Source organism: Streptosporangium subroseum (assembly GCF_900188345.1).
Classification (GTDB): domain Bacteria; phylum Actinomycetota; class Actinomycetes; order Streptosporangiales; family Streptosporangiaceae; genus Streptosporangium; species Streptosporangium subroseum.
Genome location: NZ_FZOD01000059.1, coordinates 21,863 through 42,138 on the forward strand (window position 1 = coordinate 21,863; position 20,276 = coordinate 42,138).

Below are 20,276 nucleotides of genomic sequence, written 5' to 3' on the forward strand. Positions count from 1 at the left end.
ATTTCTCGATCCCGTTGAGCGGGGCCCCCGCCGGATCAGCGTAGGCACGCGGGGATCGGTGCCCGTCGCTGAAAGGTCACGCGCTCATGCCGGCGACCCGTTCTCCGGTTCAGCGTGCGATTTCCGGGCGATCGAGGCCCAGTCGGGCAGCAGCGGCGGGCCGTCCCCCTCCACGCCGCGCACCAGCCGGCGCAGCAGATCGTTGAGCAGCTCGCGGTCGTCGGAGTCGAGTGGGCTGAGCAGTGCCCGCTCCGCCCGGTCCCCCTCCCCCATCCGCCCTTCCCACATCGCGCGCCCCTCGGCGGTCAGCTCGACGAGGAGGCGGCGGCGGTCGCCGGGGTCGTGCGCGCGGGCGATGTATCCGGCCTGCTCCAACCGGTCGAGCCGGTTGGTCATCGTGGCCGGATGGGTGTCCAGCCACTCGGCCAGCAGCGACGGCGTCGCCCGGTAGGGCGGCCCGGACGCGACCAGGTGGTGGAGGACCTCGAACTCCCAGGGCTTGAGCCCGCCCGAGGCCAGCCAGGCCTCCTTCTCCCGCTTCATCACCCGCACGAGCATCTGCATGCGGGTGACGATCCCCTCGGTCTGCGGGTCGAGGTCGGACAGCTCACGCGACCAGTGGGCGATGTGCCGATCTACGGAGTCCGGCTCTGACATGTCCACAGGGTAACGGTCGTCTCCGCACCGATCATCATTTATACGAATGCATATATTTTGATTTCATAGTAAATTCCGATCCATGACCCCCTTGCGAGACTCCTGGGCCCCTCTGCGGGACCGCCGCTTCCGCCTGCTGTGGACCGGCCAGACCCTGTCGAACGTCGGCGACGCCGTCACCACGGTGGCCCTCGCGCTGGCGATCGTCACCGCGACGGGCTCGGCCACCGACCTCGGCGTGGTCCTGGCCGCCCAGGCGATAGCCACGGTGGCGCTGATGCTGCCCGGCGGCGTCTGGGCCGACCGCCTTCCCCGCCAGCGCCTGATGCTGGCCGCCGACCTGATCCGCGGCCTCACCCACGCCGTCATGGGCTTCGAGCTGATCACCGGCACGGTCGACATCGTCCATCTGGCGACGCTGGCCGCCGTCTCCGGCGCCGCGTCCGCGTTCTTCCTGCCCGCCTCCACGGGCCTGGTACCGGCCACCGTGAAGCAGGAGCACCTGCCCGCGGCCAACGCGCTCATGGCGATCGGCCAGCGCGGCTCCATGCTGCTCGGCCCGGGGATCGCCACCGCCCTCGCCCTGACCGCCGGCCCCGGCTGGGCACTGATCCTGGACGCCGTGACGTTTGTGCTCAGCGCGACACTGCTGGGCCGTCTCCGGCTCGCACCGATCCCGCCCGCGCCGCACGAGCGGTTCACCAGGCAGCTCGTCGAGGGCTGGACGGAGCTGCACCGCCACCGGTGGTACTGGACGAACCTCGTCGGCCACTCCCTGTGGAACATGGGCCGCTGCATCCTGATCACGATCGGACCCGTGATCGCCATCGGGAGTCTCGGCGGCGAGCTGGCCTGGGGAACGATCGTGCAGGGCGGTACGGTCGGAGCCCTCTGCGGAGCGCTGATCGCGCTCCGGGCGAAGCCGCGCAGGCCTCTCGTGACGGCCAACATCGCGCTCGGGCTCGGCGCTCTGCCCCTGGTGCTGCTCGCCGCCGGCGCTCCCGCTCTGATCGTCGGGGTGGCCTACGGGCTGATGACCGGCGGCGTTTCGTTCATGGCCCCCATCTGGGAGACCGCCGTACAGGAGCACATCCCGGCCGAGGCGATCTCACGGGTGTCGGCCTACGACTGGATGCTCTCCCTGGGGCTGACGCCCCTCGGCATGGCCCTCGCCGGCCCGCTGGCCGGCGCGGTGGGTGCCACCGCGACCCTGTACGGCGCGGCGGCCCTGCTGGCGGTCTCCTGCCTCGGGGTGCTGGTCCTCCCCGACATCCGCAACCTCCGCCAGGGCTCGGCGGACACCGCGCCGAGCGCCTCACAGGTGTGATCACGCTACGGCCCAGGCAACACGCCGAACACTTCACGGATGCGATCTACTCCGGCCCGGACATCGAACACCTCACAGATGTGATCACGCTTCTGCCGGAGCCCGGCGGACATCGGTTCGAGCGCCTCACGGGTGTGAGCGTGCTTCCGTCAGGGCTCGGCCGGCGCCAGTTTGGGCACCGCGCCGAGCAGCTCGCGGGTGTAGTCGTGCTTGGGGATGAAGAACACCTCGTCCACGTGCCCCTCCTCCACGACCCGTCCCTCGCGCATGACCAGGACCCGGTCGCTGATGTGGTGCACCACTCCGAGGTCGTGGGAGATGAAGATCAGCGCGGTGCCGTCGGCCGCCTGGATCTCCGCGAGCAGGTCGAGCACCTGGGCCTGGATCGACACGTCCAGCGCGGAGACCGGTTCGTCGCAGACGAGCACGTCGGGCCGGGGAGCGATGGCCCTGGCGATGGCCACCCGCTGGCGCTGCCCGCCGGAGAGGCGCCGGGGGTGCCGGCCGGCGATGTCGGGCGCGAGGCCCACCCGGCCCAGCAGCTCGATCACCCGGGCCTTCCTGTCCGAGGAGGACCCACTGAGGGGTTCGGCGATCAGGCGGCCGACGGTGTAGCGGGGGTCGAAGGAGCCGAGCGGGTTCTGGGAGATCACCTGGATGCCGGATCGGCGGGAGCGGCGCCGACGCTCGGAGACGCCCGACCAGGGGTCGCCGTTCAGCCGAACCCCGCCGGAGACGGGCTCGAGCAGGCCCAGCACGAGCCGGGCGACGGTCGTCTTGCCCGAACCCGACTCTCCCACGATGCCGACGGTCTCGCCCGGATAGACCTCGAAGGAGACGTCGTCCACCACCTTGCGGGTGCCGTACGCCGCGGACAGACCCGAGACCTCCACGACCGGCGCGCCGTGGCCGACGTGCCGTTCGGGCAGCGGGGCACGCAGCGACACGCCTCCGGCGATCGCGGACAGGCGGGTGCCGCGTGAGGCGGCCGAGGGCACGGCGGCCAGCAGCAGCCTGGTGTAGTCGTGCGCGGGCGCGGACAGCACGCGGGCGGTCGGCCCCTCCTCGACGATCACACCGTCCTTCATGACCAGTACGCGGTCGGCGATGGAGGAGACCACGGCCAGATCGTGGCTGATCATGAGCAGGGCGGTGCCCTCCGCTCTGCGGGCGGCGAGCAGGCGCAGGATCTGGGCCTGCACGGTGACGTCGAGCGCGGTCGTCGGCTCGTCGGCGATGATCAGCGGAGGGTCGGCGGCGATGGCCGAGGCGATCAGGGCGCGCTGGCGCAGCCCTCCGGAGAGCTGGTGGGCGTACTGCCGGGCACGCACCTCCGGCTCCGGCACGCCGACCGCGTCGAGCAGCTCGATCACCCTTGCCTTGCGGTCCGCGCGGGACACGACGTCATGGGTGGCGAGCACCTCGGCGATCTCGTCGCCGACCGTGCGGAGCGGGTCGAGCGACAGGAGCGCGTCCTGCAGCACCAGCCCGGCGAACCGGCCGCGCAGCCGCCGCCAGTCCCGCTGCCCGAACCGGAGCGCGTCCTGCCCCTTCACTGTGAACCTGCCCGCGGTCACCGTCGCGCCGGGGCCGGTCAGTCCCACCAGGGTCCTGGCCGTGACGCTCTTGCCCGAGCCTGACTCCCCGACGATCGCCACGCACTCCCCCGGCGCGATCGACAGGCTCACTCCTCGTACGGCCTCCACGCCGGCCTTGGGAAAGGCGACCCGCAGGTCCTCGACCTCGATCAGGCTCATGGGTTTCTCCCTTCGAAACGGCGTTGCAGCCGACGCCCGACCAGCGTCAGGCTGATGACGGTCAGCGTGACGGCGAGGCCGGGAAAGAGGGCCGTCCACGGGGCGACGCGCAGGTAGTTGCGGGCCTCGGACAGCATGGAGCCCCATTCGGGGCTGGGCGGCTGCGGGCCCATGCCGAGGAAGCTGAGACCCGAGGTGGCGATGATGGCGGTGCCCATGCCGATCGTGGCGAGCACCGGCAGTGGGCCCAGCACGTTGGGCAGGACGTGCCGCAGGACCAGCACCGGCCGGGACAGCCCGAAGGTGACGGCCTGTTCGACATAGCCGGAACGGCGGACCACAAATGTCTGCGCCCGGATCACGCGGGCGTAGTTCGGGATCTGGGCCACACCGATCGCGAGGATGACGTTGCCGGTGCCGGGACCGGTGATCGCGATGACCATGAGGGCGAGCAGCAGTTCGGGGAAGGTGGCCAGGACGTCGAACAGGCGGCTGAGCAACTCGTCGAGGTATCGGGGAGAGAGCCCCGCCACGATGCCCAGGAGCGTGCCGATCCCGGTGGCGAGCAGGATCGCCGCCGCGCCGATGCTCAGCGAGTGCCCGGCGCCGTGGACGACGCGGGCCAGCACGTCCCTGCCCAGATGGTCGGTGCCGAACCAGTGCCCGGCGCTCGGCCCGGCGAGCGCGTGCAGCGGATCGGCGGCCAGCGGGTCCACCCCGGTCAGCAGCCTCGGGGCCGTCGCGGCGACCGCGGCGACGATCAGGAACAGCAGCGGGGGGATCAGCCCGGGAGGCACGCCGTACCGGCGCCTGGGGGGGGTGGGAGCGGAGGGGGCGATCTGCGGCGCCTCGGTGACCGTCGTCATCGGTTTCTCCTCGGGCGGGTTCTCCACGACCTGGACGTCCTCGGACGGGACGTCGGCGACTCCCCGGCTGTGGTGTCGCCGATGTCGTCGCGGCCCTTCGCCGGCCAGGGTGTCATCGGCTTCTCCTCAGGCGGGGGTCGATCGCGAGGTAGGCGAGGTCGACGATCGTGCTGACCGTCACGTAGGCGAGCGCGGACAGCAGCACGACCGCCATCACCACCGGCATGTCCTTTCCGGTCACCGCGGAGACGGTGACCTGGCCGAGCCCGGGGCGGCCGAAGACGGCCTCGATGATGATCGCGCCGCCGAGCAGGACGCCGGTGAACCAGCCGAGGAGGGTGACGGCGGGGAGCAGCGCGTGCCGCAGGGCGTGCCGGATGACAAGCCGCCACTCGGTGATGCCACGCGAGCGCGCGGTCACCGCGAACGGCTCCTCCAGCGCCCGTTCCAGTCCCTCGCGCAGCACCTGGCCGAGCACTCCGGAGATCTGCAGCCCCAGCGCCACCGCGGGCAGGACGAGCGAGACGAAGCCGCGGTCCCCGGAGACCGGGAACCAGCCGAGGGTGAAGGAGAACACCGCGAGCAGCAGGATCCCGATCAGGAACGGCGGCACCGAGACCACCACCAGCTCGGACAGGCCGACCAGGTCGCCGAACCGGGACCTGCGCCCTGCGGTGGCCAGCGCGAGCACCAGGGCGAGCACCACCCCGAAGACCGCCGCGGTGAGCGCCAGAGAGACGGTCGGCCAGATCTGCGAGGACAGGACGTCTCCGACTCCGCGCTGCAGGATGTAGGAGTGGCCGAGGTCGCCCCGGAGCAGCCGGGCCAGATAGTCGCCGTACTGTTCCAGCGCCGAACGGTCCAGCCCCCACTCGGCGATGATCTGCGCCCGTCGCTCGGGGGTGTCGAGACCGTCGCCGATCAGCACGTCCACGGTGTCGCCGGGGGCGAACAGCAGGGCGACGTAGGCCGCCGTGGCGGCGGCCCAGAGTACGGCGAGGCCGGACCCGAGCCGCCGGACCACGGGGCCGAGCCACCCGGCGGCGGCCAGCCCCCGCCGCCGGGTGAGTTGGAGAGTGCTCACGTCCCGATCCGGACGTCGTAAGCACTGTTGGGGGTGCCGGAGACCGGCTCGAAGGTGACCCCGGTGACGCCCGCGCCGTGGGCGATCTGGTCGGCGGGCACGTAGACCGGGAGCAGCAGCGCCTCGTCGGTGACGACGATCTTCTGCACCTTGGCGTAGAGCTCCTTGCGCTCGGCCGGGTCGGAGGTGGCCGACGCCTCGGCGAGCAGCTTGTCCAGCTCGGCGTTCTCGACGTGGGTGCGGTTGATCGCGGCGCCCTTCGGCAGGATCAGGTTGAGCGCCGCCCCGGCGTCGGTGTCGCCGCGCGAGTTCTCGAAGACCTCGTACTGGTCTTCCTTGTAGGCCTTCTGCGCGGTGCCGTCGTCGACCAGCTTGACCTGGAAGTCGATGCCCGCGCTCTGCTTCACCGACGCCTGGATCGCCTGGGCGAGGACGTCACGGCGATCCCTGACGTACGGTGCCGAGGACACCGACCGTACGCTCAGCCGCTTGCCGTCCTTGACCCGGAAGCCCTCGCCGTCGCGCTTGTCCCAGCCCGCCTCGTCGAGCAGCTTGTTGGCCCGCGCCGGGTTGTTGCCGAAGGTGTTCTCCAGCGAGGCGTCGTAGAACGCCGGACTGCCCTGGCCGATGATGCTCCACGCCCGCTTGGCGGTGCCCTGGTAGACCGAGTTGAGCACGGCGTCCACGTCGACGGCGTCCCGGAACGCCTCGCGCACCCGCTTGTCGTCGAAGGGCGCGTGCGAGAGGTTGAAGTAGTAGGAGAACGCGCTCCCCGAGTTGAGGCTGGTCTCCAGCTTCAGCGCCGGGTCGCTCTTGATCAGGCCGACCTCGGTGGCGGGCACGCCCTCGATGACCTGGACCTGCTGCGAGGTCAGCGCGCCGACCCGGACGGCGGCCTCGGGCAGGAAGCGGTAGGTCACCTCGGACAGGTGCGCCGGACCCTGGTGACCGGCGCTGGGCGGCGCCCAGTTGTAGGCCGGGTTGCGCTTGTAGTGGACCTCCTGGCCCGGCGTGAAGCGGTCCAGGATGAACGGCCCGGTGCCGACCACGTCGACCCCGCCGGCCTTGAGGTCCTTGGCGTTCTTCAGCGACTTGGGCGAGACCTGGCCGGCCAGCGGTGAGGCGAGGAAGTCCAGGAAGATACCGTCGGGGGCCTTCAGCGTGACCTTCAGGGCGTACGGACCGGTCACCTCGGCCGAGCCGAAGTTGCGGAGCTGGATCGCCTTGACCGCGGGGTTGTAGCCCTCCGAGACGAGCTGGTCGAGGTTGGCCTTCACCGCCGCGGCGTCGAACTTCTCCCCGTCGTGGAAGGTCACATCCTCGCGGAGCTGGAAGGTGTAGGTCAGGCCGTCCTTGGAGACCTCCCAGGCCTTGGCCAGCCACGACAGGAACTCGCCGTTCTTCCCCCGGGCGATCAGGTTGTCGAACTGGTTGTGCACCAGTAATCGGGCCTTGTTCTGGCCCCACTGGTGCGGGTTGAAGGTGATCGGCTGCGTCTCCACGGCCCACACCAGCGATCCGCCGCCCCCATCGCCGGCCGTCGCCGTCGGAGCCTCGCTCCCGCACGCCGCCAGCGTCAGCACCCCGGCCAGCGCCAGGGCGCCCCATTGCGATTTCACTGACTTCTCCTCATCCGACGACTCACGCGACGGCTCGTACCATTCATGCGGCTCATACGGCTTATACGGTTCTTACGGCAGGTCATCCGGCACGGCCGGTCCGGGTGACGACGGCTCATGCGCGGTGACCGCTTCAGGCGGCGGCTCATGCGCGGTGACCGCTCCGGGTGGCGGCTCATGCGACGTGGCTGATCTGGGTGGCGACGGTCTCGGACAGCACGATCCGGGCGAGCGCGTCGGCGTGCCGGAACAGCGGGGCGTTGAATCCGGGCCGGGCGAAACCGCCGGTGGCCCGTCCGCCGACGACCCAGGGGCCGAAGGCGAACCTGCGGGGATGCGGGGTGTCGGATCGATCGAGCAGGCGGCGGTCGGCGGGCCGTACCTTCAGCAGCCCGGCGGACTCCTCGGCCTCGCCCCGGTCGCGGAGCGCGGTGATCAGTGGGTCGGTGGCCCGGCTCACGCTGGGCGCGGGCAGCCTGGCCTCGATCAGGGTCGTGGCCTCCACCCCGCCGGGCACGCTGGGACTCTGCGCCCACCACCGCCCGTCGCGATGTCCCACCTGGAGATCGGTGCCGAGGAAGGTGACCACGCCGGCCTTGGCGAGGGCCCGCAGCTCCTCCAGCCGGGGGCCCGGCGGGCCACTGGCGACGTAGCTGAAGAAGCCGTGGAACCAGGGGTCGGAGATGCCCAGCTCGGCGAGGACGCCGTAGACGGAGAGCAGTCCGAGGATCATGGCGTGGTCGGCGCTGTGCGCGGGGTCGGCACGCCGGTCGAGATCCGTCGCCAGGTAGCCGTGCATCCACTTCTGCAGCCCCGCCGAGTCGCCGAACCGTATCTTCTCCAGCGGCCGGTCCAGCCGTTCGAAGTCCAGCCGGTCCAGGTGCCGGGGCACGGCCTGGCGGATCAGCCTCCGCATCGCGAGGCTGCCCCACTCCTCGGCCGCGAACGCCTCCTGGAACTCCTCCCAGCCCACCCGGGATCGTTTCGGGTGCGCGGTGATCAGCTCGTGGTAGTAGGCGAAGGCCAGCTCCTTGCGGACCAGCGGCCACACGTCCCGGTGGAAGTTCCACGGTCCCTCGCCCAGCGCCTTCGCGGTGAGGAAACGCGGCACCGGCGGGCGGACGCCGCGGAACGGGTATCCGGTCTTGGAGTGGTACGGCACGCCGCGTCGCGATCCCACGTGGAGCAGCGGCTCCCGCCCGCTGGGCAGGTAGACGAGCTCCTCATCGTATTCGCGGACGAACCGCCCGCCCCTGCCCGAGGTGAGCAGCACCATCAGGTCGACGAAGGCCAGCCCCATGCCGCGCACGATCGCCGGCTCTCCCCCGGGGATCGCGTCCAGGTCGAGGTCGGCCGCGTAACCGGTGGGAACGTAGTGCAGCCCGCTGCCTGCGGCGAGGCCGGCCAGCGACCGTTCCTCCCTGGTCGGGGTCACGTCGCCGTGCCCCTGGGCCAGGATCACCGCGTCCACCTCGATCGTCCGGCCGTTCTCCAGCGTCACCGCCTGGCCGCCGGGAACGTCGGCCAGGTCGAGCACGCGGGTCGCGTGCACGTGCACCCGGACCCCGCGCGGAGCCGTCTTCACCGCGCGCTGGAAGACGTGGGACAAGTACGCGTTCTGGACAGGGCGGGGGGCGAACAGGCCGGGGTCGCGGCCGAGCCACTCCGCGAGGGAGGGCCCGGGGCGGATCGGCCCCTCGCACTGGACCGACTCGTCGGTGAACAGTGTCACGTCGGCGGCGGTGGAGTTCATCCAGAGCAGGTCGGGCTGCTCCTTGCGCCAGACCCGGCCACCGCCCGGCGGATAGGGGTCGATCACGTGGATGTCCAGCGACGGCCAGCTCAGCAGCTCGGCCGCGTTGGCGCAGATCCGCTCCACCAGGCAGGTGCCGGTCGGCCCCGCGCCGACGACGGCGACCGCGCTCATAACGTTCCCTCCCTCGACGGACTCGACGGACTCGACGGACTCGACGGACTCGACGGAGTGAGGATCGCGAAGGCCCCGCGCCCGCTCATACGGCGGCTCTGTGATGGGACTGCTCCCAGTCGGCCTGGAACGGCTGGGCCGGGATCCGCCAGGGGTCGGTCTCCCCCGTCGGGGTGGAGAGCGCGGTGAGGTCGGTGTTCTCCCGGAAGGCGGGATGCTGGTAGAGGTCCCTGGCGTAGGCCCACAGGTTCGGGAACGCGGTCAGCGGGCGCTCACTGATCCTGGCCGCCGGGTTGTCGCTCACATCGAACCGGAGCAGCGTCGGCCAGAGCCTGACATCCGCCTCGGTGATCCCCGATCCGAACAGGAACCTGCGGTCGGCGAGCCGGGCGTCGAGCTCCTCCAGGAAGGCGATCACGGCCTGCCGTGCCTCGCCGTACTCCGCCTCCGTCGTCGCCGATCCGACGCGGCCGGCCGCGGTGTTGACGTACTCGTAGATCCTCGCGTTGAGCGCGTCGATCTCCGGGCGCAGCTCCTCGGGGTAGAGGTCGGCCTCGGGATCGCCGTCGAACCGGGTGCCCAGGTCGATCGTGATGTCGGGGAAGTTGTTGCTCACGATCCGCCCGGTCTCCCTGTCCCACAACGTCGGCACCGAGACGTGCCCGTCGAACCCGGGCTCGGTCGCCTCGTAGGCCTCCCTGAGCGTGGCGAACCCGTTCACCGGGTCGGCCCCGCGCCGCTCGCGGAACGCCCATCCCCGCCCGTCGCGGTCGTCGTCCACGTAGGACAGCGAGACCACGTCCTCCAGTCCCTTGAGCGAGCGGACGATCGCCGCACGCTGCGCGTAGGGACAGACCGCCGCGACGTAGAGGTGATAGCGCCCGGGCTCGGCGGGGAACTCGGGCGTCCCGATCCGTCCCTGAAAGGGGTAGCGGGGGCCGGGACGGCCGCCCGGCCGGTAGCGGCCGTAGGTGTCGAGGTCGACGGGGCCGGCGTAGTTGAGTGTGATCTCGGACATGTGGTGCTCCCAGGCATGTCTCGGTAACCCGGTGAGGGGTTCGCGCTTGCGGCACGCCCACCGTGCCGCCAGGTCTCTCCCCGGGGGCACCCCGCCGCGGTGCGAGGGTTGCCGGTCAGCCAGCCGGGGCTTTGCACTGACACTCTTAACCTAGTTAGAAGGTAGGAAATACATAGATCTATGTCAAGCCTTAAAGTCGAGGGATGTCACATGAGATCGTTAATGTGGTCTACCGCAAGTACGACGGGTCTCTGCACTGGAACCACCCCAGCCTGCTCCTCGGCGAGGACGAGCACGGCGTGTGGATCGGCTGCACGGCAGGCTCGGGAGCCCGCAAGGGCAACGGGCCCGTAGTCCCCTCACCCTCCGCGTTCGTGATGCTCTTCCCCCGGGACGGCTGGTGGACGGCCTCCTTCAACGCCCTCCCGCACAAGGTCGAGATCTACTGCGACATCGCGACGGTGCCCCAGTGGAGCGACGGCGAGGTGACCATGGTCGACCTGGACCTCGACGTGATCCGCATGCGCGACGGCCGGGTCATCCTGGACGACGAGGACGAGTTCGAGGAGCACCAGGTCCGCTACGCCTATCCCCCCGACGTCATCGAGAACGCCCGCACCACGGCCGCCCGGCTGATGGAGGCGGTCCGCACCCGCGCCGCCCCCTTCGGCGCCGCTCCCCACTGGCTCGCTCAGGTGACCTGAGCCGCCCCGTCTCCCGTCCCGGTCGACCTGGACCACCCCCCTCCGGTACGGCCCGGCCACCCGGCGCCACCCGCCGACCACACCCCGCTCCGTCGTCCCACGCTCCTGCGGTGCTCACCGCCGGGCGCCGCGACGCCCTCACGTCCAACACGTCCGAGGCCCGGCCGGCTCGCCGCCGCGCAAGCCGGCCGGGCGGCCTGGGGAGGGTCTACAGCGGAGGGAAATCGGGGGCGCGGCGCTCCAGGAAGCTGGCGACGCCCTCGGCGAAGTCGGGTCTGGTGAAGGCCTCCACCATCTGGCGCGCCGCCGCGGACTCCGACGACTCCAGGGTCTGGCTCCAGTCGCCCCAGATCTGACGCTTCATCACGGCCATCGACGCCGGCGAGCTGAAGGCGGCCAACTCGCGGGCGTAGGCCGTGGCCTCCTCCAGCAGACCCTCCCGGGGCACCGACCGGTTGACCAGGCCCAGCTCGTAGGCCTCGGCCCCGGAGAAGGTGCGGCCCGACAGCAGCAGGTCCATGGCCTTGGCATGGCCGATGAGCCGGGGCAGGATCCACGACAGGCCGTACTCGGCGATCAGGCCGCGCCGGGCGAAGGCGGTGGTCCACTTCGCCTCGTCCGCGGTGAAGATCAGGTCGCACATCAGGGCGTGGACCATGCCGAGCCCGGCGCAGGCGCCGTTGACCGCGGCGATGATCGGCTTGCGGATCGTGGTCGGGAAGGTGTTGTGACGCTTGTCCGGCTCGCCCTTGTAGGAGCCGTCCTGGATGGCGCCGAGCGTCTGGAAGTCCGCCCCGGCGCAGAAGCCCTTCCCCGCTCCGGTGACGACGATCACCCGGACCTCGGGGTCCAGCTCCGCCTCGGCCAGCTGGTCGAAGTAACGCCGCCCCATCTCGCCCGTCCAGGCGTTGAGCCTGTCCGGCCGGTTGAACGTCAGCGTCAGCACGCCCCGCTCGATCGACGACAGCACCAGGTCGACCATCTCGTCTCCCCTCCCGGGAGCCCCCTTTCCCGGAGGCCTTCCGCACGAGAGCGCCCCGTCCGGACAGCTCCAGAATATGGTTCTATACCTTTTCCCTCTCCGGCGACAGCATGTGCGAGCGGACCAGGTCCTCCACGGTGGCGCGCAGCCCGAGGAAAAGGGAGGTCCGCTTGATGGCGAGGGCGCGGTAGGCGGGCAGCACGATCGGGACCTCCGCGGCGACCCGGCCGGGACCGCACGAGAACACGAGCACCCGCTGGGCGAGCATGACGGCCTCCTCGACGTCGTGGGTGACCATCAGCACGGTCGTTCCCATGTCCCGCCACACCTCGCGCAGGAAGAGCTGCATGTCCTCCTTGGTCTGCACGTCGAGCGCCCCGAACGGCTCGTCCAGCAGCAGCACGGCCGGTTCGCACGCCAGCGCCCTGGCGATCGCCACCCGCTGGCGCTGCCCGCCGGACAGCTGCCGGGGCAGCGCGTCCGCCCAGGACGACAGCCCGACCTCGCCCAGGTACCAGCGGACCCGGCGCTCCCTGTCGGCCCGGGAGATCGGCAGCAGCCGCAGCCCGAAGGCCACGTTCTGGGCCACGGTGAGGAAGGGGAACAGCGCGCCCGACTGGAACACCAGCCCGCGTTCGGGCCCCGGCCCCTGGACGGGCACCCCGCCGAGCGAGACCGAGCCCGCGCTGACCGGCGACAGCCCGGCGATCAGCGACAGCAGCGTGGACTTGCCCGACCCGCTGGCGCCCACCACGCACACGAACTCGCCCGGCTCCATCGACAGGTCGATGCCGTCCAGCACGCGCGTGGTCCCGTAGTCCTTGGCCACCCCGCTCAGTACGAGGTTCATACCACCCACCTCCCGAGGCGGTCGCGCAGGATTCTCAGCGCGACGTCGATCAGCAGGCCGACGATCCCGATCACGATGAGCACCGCGAAGATCTTGTCGGTCTGCAGGAACCGCTGGGCGCGGACGATCCGGTAGCCGAGCCCCGACTCGGCCGCGATGAGCTCGGCCACCACCACGAAGTTCCACGCGGCGGCGGCGTTGATCCTGGCCGCGTCCACGATCGCCGGCAGCGCGTACGGCCAGGTCACCTTCCGGAGGACCTCCCCGGGCCTGGCGCCGAGGGTGGCCGCGACCTGGCCGAGCTCACCCGGGACCCTCCGTACGGCGTCGGCGACCATCAGCGTGTTGAAGAACACGACGCCGAGCACGAGGATCGCGATCTTGGACGGTTCGCCGAGCCCCAGCCAGATGATCAGAAGCGGGATGAAGGCGCTGGCGGGCATGTAGCGGAGCAGGCCGACGGCCGGTTCCAGCAGGGCCAGCGCCACCCGCGAGGTGCCCATCGCGACGCCGAGCGGCACCGAGATCAACACCGCCAGCCCGAACCCGGCCCCGACCCTGCCAAGGCTGGCGAGGGTGTCCCGGACCAACTGCCCGGTGCCCAGCATCTCCCCGAACGCCTCCAGCACGGCCGGCGGAGACGGCAGGAAGGCCGGGTCGACCAGCCCCGCCATGCTGACGGCGGTCCAGACGGCGAGCGGGACCAGGATCGAGGCGGCGCGCAGACCCCAGCGGGCTCTCAGGGAGAGCCCCGCCCCGCCGGAGCGCCCGCGCGTCCAGGCCGGGCGGGACCGGCCCCCGCGCCGGGGCAGCGGCTCCCAGGTCCTGCGTCCCGTGTCGGGGGGCGCGACGGGAGCGACGGTCCTCGCGCTCATCAGAGCCGTGATTCTCTGGGAGAGGAGCAGGGCGAGCTGCACCCGCCCGGGCCGCAGCCGGTCGGGTCCGGGCCGGATCTCCATGTCCACGCTCCCGCTCTCATGGTGTGAGACTCCTGACGAACTTGGGCTCGAACAGGCCGTCCAGTGACGGCTCGGTATCGGCCAGGCCGGATGAGACGAGGAACTTCGCGATCAGGGAGGCCTGGTGGTCGAGGTGGGCGCCGGTGGTGCCGGGCTCGAAGGCCGCGAGGTTGTCCTCAAGGGAGAAGATGGTGGTCCCGGCGTCGTAGCTCGCGTAGGCCGCCTCGTCCACCCCGCCGCGCTTGGCCATGATCGCGTTGGCCTCGGTCTTGTTGGCGGCGATCCACCGCAACGTCTCGAACCACGTCTTCACCAGCGCCTGCACCTCGCCGGGCCGCTCGGCCACCAGGGCCCTGTCGACCGCCAGATGGTCGGGGATCGCGCCGGGGAAGTCCTTGGACGTCGCGACGGCCTTGGAACCGGACAGCTCCAGGGCGGTGGTGGTGAAGGGCGCGAACACGCCGACCGCGTCCACCTGACCGGCCTTGAAGGCCGCCGCGGCGGCGTCGGTCGGGAGCGGTTTGAACGTGATGTCCTTCTCGGTCAGACCCGCCTTCTGCAGCGCGAGCAGGAGCAGGTAGTGGTCGACCGTGCCCTGCTCGGCGGCCACGGTCTTGCCCTTGAGGTCGGCCACCGTGAAGATGCCGGGTCTGGCGATGATCTGGTCGTTTCCGGTGGAGTTGTCGTTCACCAGCACGATCGTCTGCTTGGCCCCGCCGGAGACCGAGGCGAGGGTGTCGTTGAGCGTCTGGCTGTTGGCGTCGATGTTGCCGGTGGCCAGCGCGGTCAGGCTGTCGGTGTAGCTGTCGAAGTATTTGAGCTCGACCTTGAGCCCGTTCTTGGCGAACAGGCCGCGTTCCTGGGCGACCTGCCAGGGAAACCAGCCGGGCCAGGCGGAGAAGCCCAGCGTGAGGGTCCTGCCCCCCGCGGACGCGGCGGAGGTGCCACTCCCGGCCCCGTCGGGAGTGGCACCGCAGGCCGTGCAGAACGCGAACAGGCAGAGGGCGAGAAACAGACGGCGGAGCGTCATGAGGCTCCCCCCTTCTTGGGCAGGTGACCGGAGCGGACCAGGCAGCCGAGGGTGTCGCAGATCACCCTGGTGGCGATGAGCGCGGTGATCTCGGCGTTGTCGTAGGGCGGCGAGCACTCCACGATCTCGATGCCGGCCAGCGGCGCGGCGTCGGCGATGATCTGGATGAACTTCAGGACCTCGCGCGGCAGGAAGCCGCCGGGTTCCGGCCAGCCGGTGCCGGGGACGAAGGCGGCGTCGAGGCAGTCCACGTCGAAGGAGAGCCAGACGGCCTCGGCGTCCTTCCAGGCGACCTCCAGCGCGCGTTCGGCCGCGGCCTCGATGCCCATCTCCACGCAGTCGGTGACCGTCATGATCGTGGTGCCGCGCTCGCGGCCGACCTTCACGCCGGGCCGGGGCGCCTGCCAGCCGCCGATGCCGATCTGCACGAGGTTCTGCGGCGGCACGTTGGGGATGTCGGTCGCGTGGAACCACGGGGTGGTGTGCATGCGCTCGTCGAGGTCGGTCTCCTGGGTGTCCACGTGCCGGTCGAAGTGGATGATCCCGAGGTTGCCCGACAGGTGTTCGGCCACGCCGCGCACGGTCGGGTAGCCGATCGAGTGGTCGCCGCCCAGGACGACCGGGAACGCCCCGCTGGAGTAGACGTGCGAGACGGCCTTGGAGATCTGGTCGAAGGTCTTCTCGATGTTGCCCGGGATGGTGAAGATGTCACCCAGGTCGGCCATCGTGATCGACTCACGCAGGTCGACGCCGAGCTCGAAGCTGTAGGGACCGTACAGGGCGGAGATCTTGCGAATGCCCTGCGGCCCGAACCTGGTGCCCGACCTGTAGGTCGTGCCGCCGTCGAACGGCGCGCCCAGGATCGCCACGTCGTACGCGCCGCACCGCCGTACGTCCTCGATGTAGGGGGCCTTGAGGAAGGTGTTGATCCCGGCGAAGTGCGGCAGCTCGCCGCGGGAGAAGGTCGGGATGCGCCGGTCGACGATCGAGTCGGCGCCCTGCAGACCCACCTCCAGTGCCCAGGCGACCTCTCGTTCCCAGCCGGCGGTGGGCAGCTCGGCCTCGCGGTCGACGGCGAAGCGCGCCTCGGGACCGTTGTGGTCGACGCCGGGACGCTCGGGACCGGGGTGGTCGGGGTCGGACGCGGACGGATGCCAGTGCATGGGAGCTCCGATACAGCTCGGAACCCGGCCGGAAGACAGCCGGGTTCTGCCGGCCTCCCGGGCTTTTGTCCCGCCGTGGAACGGCCAGGCGGCCGCCTGCACCTCTCGGACCAGCCCCGCGCCGTTGCCGTACGGCCTCACGTGCCCTGTCGTACGGCATCGACGACGGCGGAACCCTAGGTGCGCCCCACCACGAAGTGGGTCACGACCAGTGCAACGCCACGACGTTTCACCGGGGTTAACCCTCCGTTGCAGTCCAGTGACCGAGTCCTCGCTCCAGGGAGTCGGGGTGGTGGACGAAGCTGGGCGACTGCTCCCTGTTCTCGTAGTAGCGGTGGAAGACCGGCGTGGCCGACGCCGACATCGGGGGGACGATCCAGGTCCAGTCGGCCGGGCAGACGCGCCCGGCCTTCTCCTCGCGCTCCAGGTGGGTCAGGAAGTGCCGGGCCTCGGTGTGGTGGTCGGTCATCGTCACCCCGGCCTGCTCGAAGGAGTGCAGGACCGCCATGTTCAGCTCCACCAGGGCGTAGTCCCGCCAGAGCGAGCGGTCGCTGTCGGTGTCCAGGCCCATCCTCCGGGCGATCAGGGGCATCAGGTCGTAGCGGTCGGTGTCGGCCAGGTTGCGCGCGCCGATCTCGGTGCCCATGTACCAGCCGTTGAACGGCGCCGCCCGATAACAGATCCCGCCGATCTCCAGGCACATGTTCGAGATCGCCGGTACGGCGTGCCAGCGCAGCCCCAGCTGCTCGAACCACGGGTAGGCAGGATGCGACAGCGGCACCTCCAGCACGGCGTCCCCGGGAACCGTGGAGAGCAACGGCGGGCCGTCTCCCATCGAGATCGCCAGGGGAAGCACGTCGAAGGGGCTGCCGGGACCACCGGGCCAGCCGAGCTTGCGCAGCATCGTGGTGAAGTCGACGTAGCGGGGGTCGCCGACGATCGAACCGTCGTCCATCGCGTATCCGGCGTACCGGATCAGCTGCTCGTTCCAGATCCGCGGTCCCGGCATCCCGGGACGGTCCTGGGCGAACACCGTGATCGTCGGCCGGATCCTGCGGACGGGCGCCGCCTCCCGCAGATGGTTCACACATTCGACGGCGACGCCCTCGGGCGTGTTCACGTGCCGCCGGTCGCGTACGCGCAGCGAGCGCCAGTACAGCCGCCCGATGCATCTGCCGCTGTTGCGCCAGGCCACCTTGGCGCCGAAGGTCAGCTCTCCGGGCGTGTGCGTATAGGTCCCCGTCCGTGCGATCTCGGCCCGCACCTCGTTCAGGCGGGGCTTCACCGGCCCCGCCGCGGGGTTCTCGGCATGGAACAACCTCAGGTATTCCTCGGCCGCCGCCGCGTCCACACGCGGTACCGCGTAACTCCGCTCATGGACGTCGTCAGCCCGTTCGGGCGCACGACGCAGGGACCTCCGCCAGGTCAACACTGAAAACCACCCATATGTGGCTCACGAGCACAACAGCCGTTCCGGGCGGCGAGGTGCCCTAAACGCAGTGGCCCTTACCCCACTGCGGTCATTGTGGTCCGCGGCCTCCGCGTCTCGGGTCACCCTGCGCGAGCAGGGAGGCACGGCGCGGCGTCTCTCATTTTCTGCGAATCACAGTGTTTTGTCCGCCGAACCAAATTCTGAAACGCCGAAGGCCCCGGGAGCTGGGCTCCCGGGGCCTTCTGAGATGGCTCCCGCGATAGGACTCGAACCTATAACCTGCCGGTTAACAGCCGGCTGCTCTGCCGATTGAGCTACACGGGATTGCTCTTTACGCTGGTCGGTCCGGGTGTTTCCCCGTTCCTTGCTGCGCAGGAATAGATTAGCGCACTCCGCCCGTGTGTGTCGCATCGATACTCCGGGGTAGGTCGGAGAACAACCGGCGAGCTGTGTGCGATCAGTGGACAGGGTCCGGCCGAGCCGGCTGTGGAGGTGGAGATGCGTTATCGATTGATGTTCGGAGTGGGTCTCGCGGTGGGCTACATCCTGGGAAGTCGCGCCGGACGGGAGCGCTACGAGCAGATCAAGAGGATGGCCCAGCGGGTGTCCGACAATCCCACGGTGCAGGAGGCCGCGGGCCTGATGGGCGCCAAAGTTTCCAAGGCCACCGGCGTGGCGAAGGACAAGGTGAGCGACGTGGCCAAGCACCGCCTGCCGTTCATGCGCTCCGGCAGCAACGGCTGGCAGACCGACAAACAGGACGACACGGGCACCGGTTGGCCGCAGGAACAGACGAACACCGGCGCCACGCCCTACTGAGCGACCGAGCGCGCCGGTGACGGAAGGCCCCGAGAGGGGCCTTCCGCATGTCCGGAGGCATTCCGCCCGGAGACACGCCCGATCCACGTCCGGTCACGTCACGGCTACCCGTGTGGCTGCGTCCCCCACGTCGTCCCCATATCCCCCACGTCCCCCGCGCCACGCCGCCCGATCCTCGGCTCCCCGCTCAGATGCGCGGTCCCGCTTCCCGGCTCCCCGCCAGAACGCCGAAGCCGAAGCGGGTCTCCTCCGATTCGGACGCCGAAGCCGCGCGTGTCCCTCCGGTTCAGACGCCGAAGCTGCGGCGGGTCTCCTCCAGCGCCTGCTCGGCGAGGGCACGCAGGCCGGGGTCGGTGGGATCCAGGCCGGGGTCGAACACGAACTCCCAGACAAGCTGGTCCTCATCGGTCTTCCTGGCCACCAGCAGCACTCCCCCGCGCGCGTCCAGCGGGGCGTACTGGTTGACCACGATCGAGGCCGTCACCCGCTCCCGCACGGCCTCGGGAACCCGGCCGGGCTCGGGGAGCAGGGCGCGGTGCGACCGCCCGTCCGTGGTGACGACCGTCAGTCCCTCCTCGTCCCACATGGCCCGATCCACCTGGAACCACGGCAGCCGGGCACCGCCCAGATAGAGCGCCCTGTCCGTGGCGATCACGTAGCCGTCCGGCCCCGCGGCGTAGGTGAGCGCCCGGTCGGGCGGTACGACGGCCTCGCGGACCTCGGCGGGTGTGCGGTTGAAGAGCTTCATGGCTCAACGGTATCCGCGAGCAGATCGAGGGTGAGCGCGGCCGACCAGGAGAAGTCCCTGCTGCCCCGGCCACTGCCGTCGAAGGGATCGAAGCACTCGCGGAAGCCCGCCTGCCGTACCAGGCGCAGGGTGCCCGCCCCGAGCACCTGCGCCAGCCCTGTCTGGTCGTGGATGGCGGCCGCCCGCCGCAGCAGCCAGTTGGTGTTCATCCAGGACGGCCCCCGCCAGTAACGGGACCGGTCGAACTGGGGGGCGCGAATCTCACAGCTCGGCACCGGATAACCGACCGCGCCCATGAACCGGGGTGACTCCAGCAGCCTCACCAGATCCGCCACCCGCTCGGAGGGCAGCCCCGGATCGAGCATCGGCCCGAAGCAGCCGACCGTGCAGACGGGGCTGAGCCGCCCGCTGCGCAGATCTCGGGTGTGAAAGACGCCGTCGGCCCAGAGACGCTCCAGCAGCGCCGCACGGATCCGCTCGACCGCTTCCCGGTACGGCTGTGGATCGGCGCCCGCCAGCGGGGCCAGTTCGGCGAGCGCCTGGCAGGAGGCGAGCCAGATCCCGTTGAACATCGGGTCCTCGACCGCGAACGGGTGATCCTCCCGGAGGTAGGTCGCGTCGTAGCCGGAGTCGCGGTAGCGCAGGGCCAGCGACACGTAGCGGTCGTGGTGGCTGTCGAGGTGGCCGTCGGGGAACCCCTCGCTCCGGTAGGCGTAGCGGACCTGGGGCAGGGCCTCCAGCGGGGCGTCCCATACGGGACTGTCGTCCATTCCGGACTCCCACGGGTGCACGATCGCCGCCAGCCCTCCCCCGCCGAGATCCCTGGCCGTGGTGAGGTAGTCGTGCTGGGCCGCCAGCATCGGATAGATCCGCCGGACGAGGGCGGCGGCCATCTCACGGTCCGTCGTGTGCCGCCACATCCACCACAGGGCGAGGCCCTGCAGCGGCGGCTGGGTCAGCCCCGAGGTGAGCACCTCGTTGGGGGAGGCCGGGTGGTCCTGGGAGCGCCAGACGGACGGGCCGGGGAAGTACGCCTCCGCGGAGGCGGGGTGGAAGACGATGTGCGGCACCATCCCGGTGCGCCACTGCCCCGCCAGCAGGCTGAGCAACTCGGCTCCCGCCCTGCGGGTGTTCCAGCGGGACAGGCCGATCGCGACGAAGGTGGAGTCCCAGTTCCACTGGTGGGGATAGAGCCCGGGCGCGGGCACCGTGGCGGACCCCGTCCAGTTCGCGTCGAGCACGGACCATGCCTCGCGCCCGAGCGCGACGTCGTCTACCGCCGCCCGCGCCTCCATTTGTCCAGTCTGCGCCTCTATCGACGGGGATAATAGGGC

Annotated in this window: 18 protein-coding genes, 1 tRNA gene and 1 riboswitch; of the genes, 3 read left to right on the forward strand and 16 right to left on the reverse strand. The window is 70.6% G+C overall.

Annotated features, from left to right (window positions below):
* Nucleotides 1-84: 84 nt before the first annotated feature.
* Nucleotides 85-657 carry a MarR family winged helix-turn-helix transcriptional regulator gene (locus tag CHC08_RS37355; RefSeq protein ID WP_218825677.1) on the reverse strand — a complete coding sequence of 191 codons (573 nt, stop codon included), beginning with the start codon at nt 655-657 and terminating at the stop codon, nt 85-87.
* 82 nt (nt 658-739) lie between these two features.
* On the opposite strand from CHC08_RS37355, the gene CHC08_RS37360 reads away from it, so the two are divergent.
* Nucleotides 740-1,984 (forward strand): MFS transporter, encoded by a 1,245-nt coding sequence (locus CHC08_RS37360; protein WP_089212112.1) that lies wholly within the window; start codon nt 740-742, stop codon nt 1,982-1,984.
* 149 nt (nt 1,985-2,133) lie between these two features.
* Here CHC08_RS37360 and CHC08_RS37365 read toward each other — a convergent pair whose 3' ends face one another.
* From CHC08_RS37365 to CHC08_RS37390, 6 genes are all read right to left on the reverse strand, one after another.
* On the reverse strand, nt 2,134-3,741 hold the full coding sequence (locus CHC08_RS37365) for a dipeptide ABC transporter ATP-binding protein (RefSeq protein WP_089212113.1): 1,608 nt from the start codon (nt 3,739-3,741) through the stop codon (nt 2,134-2,136).
* Nucleotides 3,738-4,607 carry an ABC transporter permease gene (locus CHC08_RS37370; RefSeq protein ID WP_089212137.1) on the reverse strand — a complete coding sequence of 290 codons (870 nt, stop codon included), beginning with the start codon at nt 4,605-4,607 and terminating at the stop codon, nt 3,738-3,740. Before CHC08_RS37370 ends, CHC08_RS37365 begins: the two co-directional genes overlap by 4 nt.
* Nucleotides 4,608-4,719: 112 nt before the next feature.
* Complete coding sequence (locus tag CHC08_RS37375; RefSeq protein WP_089212114.1) at nt 4,720-5,691, reverse strand: ABC transporter permease; 972 nt, start codon at nt 5,689-5,691, stop codon at nt 4,720-4,722.
* Nucleotides 5,688-7,310, reverse strand: coding sequence for an ABC transporter substrate-binding protein (locus CHC08_RS37380; RefSeq protein ID WP_089212115.1), 1,623 nt, complete (start codon nt 7,308-7,310; stop codon nt 5,688-5,690). Before CHC08_RS37380 ends, CHC08_RS37375 begins: the two co-directional genes overlap by 4 nt.
* Nucleotides 7,311-7,485: 175 nt before the next feature.
* Nucleotides 7,486-9,237 carry an FAD/NAD(P)-binding protein gene (locus CHC08_RS37385; protein ID WP_089212116.1) on the reverse strand — a complete coding sequence of 584 codons (1,752 nt, stop codon included), beginning with the start codon at nt 9,235-9,237 and terminating at the stop codon, nt 7,486-7,488.
* 85 nt (nt 9,238-9,322) lie between these two features.
* Nucleotides 9,323-10,255, reverse strand: a complete 933-nt coding sequence (locus CHC08_RS37390; RefSeq protein WP_089212117.1) for a glutathione S-transferase C-terminal domain-containing protein — start codon at nt 10,253-10,255, stop codon at nt 9,323-9,325.
* A gap of 37 nt (nt 10,256-10,292) precedes the next feature.
* Nucleotides 10,293-10,406: riboswitch (SAM riboswitch) on the reverse strand.
* Nucleotides 10,407-10,458: 52 nt separating this feature from the next.
* Between CHC08_RS37390 and CHC08_RS37395 the strand changes: the two genes are divergently transcribed.
* Nucleotides 10,459-10,959 carry a DUF402 domain-containing protein gene (locus CHC08_RS37395; protein ID WP_089212118.1) on the forward strand — a complete coding sequence of 167 codons (501 nt, stop codon included), beginning with the start codon at nt 10,459-10,461 and terminating at the stop codon, nt 10,957-10,959.
* Between the two features lie 208 nt (nt 10,960-11,167).
* On the opposite strand, the gene CHC08_RS37400 is transcribed toward CHC08_RS37395, so the two are convergent.
* From CHC08_RS37400 to CHC08_RS37430, 7 genes are all read right to left on the reverse strand, one after another.
* The gene (locus CHC08_RS37400) at nt 11,168-11,941 is read right to left on the reverse strand and encodes an enoyl-CoA hydratase (protein WP_089212119.1); all 774 of its coding nucleotides are present in this window, start codon (nt 11,939-11,941) and stop codon (nt 11,168-11,170) included.
* A gap of 82 nt (nt 11,942-12,023) precedes the next feature.
* Nucleotides 12,024-12,791: an ABC transporter ATP-binding protein gene (locus tag CHC08_RS37405; protein ID WP_089212120.1), complete on the reverse strand. Its 768-nt coding sequence runs from the start codon at nt 12,789-12,791 to the stop codon at nt 12,024-12,026.
* Nucleotides 12,788-13,750 (reverse strand): ABC transporter permease, encoded by a 963-nt coding sequence (locus CHC08_RS37410; protein WP_218825678.1) that lies wholly within the window; start codon nt 13,748-13,750, stop codon nt 12,788-12,790. Before CHC08_RS37410 ends, CHC08_RS37405 begins: the two co-directional genes overlap by 4 nt.
* A 16-nt stretch (nt 13,751-13,766) precedes the next feature.
* Complete coding sequence (locus tag CHC08_RS37415; RefSeq protein ID WP_089212121.1) at nt 13,767-14,780, reverse strand: ABC transporter substrate-binding protein; 1,014 nt, start codon at nt 14,778-14,780, stop codon at nt 13,767-13,769.
* A complete protein-coding gene (locus CHC08_RS37420) occupies nt 14,777-15,943 on the reverse strand; it encodes an agmatinase family protein (protein ID WP_089212122.1) in 1,167 nt (388 codons plus the stop codon). The genes CHC08_RS37415 and CHC08_RS37420 overlap by 4 nt, the downstream gene beginning before the upstream one ends.
* A 238-nt stretch (nt 15,944-16,181) precedes the next feature.
* Nucleotides 16,182-17,294 (reverse strand): nitric oxide synthase oxygenase, encoded by a 1,113-nt coding sequence (locus CHC08_RS37425; RefSeq protein ID WP_245878798.1) that lies wholly within the window; start codon nt 17,292-17,294, stop codon nt 16,182-16,184.
* A gap of 329 nt (nt 17,295-17,623) precedes the next feature.
* Nucleotides 17,624-17,699, reverse strand: a tRNA-Asn gene (locus CHC08_RS37430).
* Between the two features lie 174 nt (nt 17,700-17,873).
* Between CHC08_RS37430 and CHC08_RS37435 the strand changes: the two genes are divergently transcribed.
* Nucleotides 17,874-18,194: a YtxH domain-containing protein gene (locus tag CHC08_RS37435; protein WP_089212139.1), complete on the forward strand. Its 321-nt coding sequence runs from the start codon at nt 17,874-17,876 to the stop codon at nt 18,192-18,194.
* Between the two features lie 286 nt (nt 18,195-18,480).
* Here CHC08_RS37435 and CHC08_RS37440 read toward each other — a convergent pair whose 3' ends face one another.
* Both CHC08_RS37440 and CHC08_RS37445 read right to left on the reverse strand, forming a co-directional pair.
* Nucleotides 18,481-18,942 carry a hypothetical protein gene (locus CHC08_RS37440; protein ID WP_089212124.1) on the reverse strand — a complete coding sequence of 154 codons (462 nt, stop codon included), beginning with the start codon at nt 18,940-18,942 and terminating at the stop codon, nt 18,481-18,483.
* The gene (locus tag CHC08_RS37445) at nt 18,939-20,237 is read right to left on the reverse strand and encodes an MGH1-like glycoside hydrolase domain-containing protein (protein ID WP_089212125.1); all 1,299 of its coding nucleotides are present in this window, start codon (nt 20,235-20,237) and stop codon (nt 18,939-18,941) included. Before CHC08_RS37445 ends, CHC08_RS37440 begins: the two co-directional genes overlap by 4 nt.
* Nucleotides 20,238-20,276: the final 39 nt, after the last annotated feature.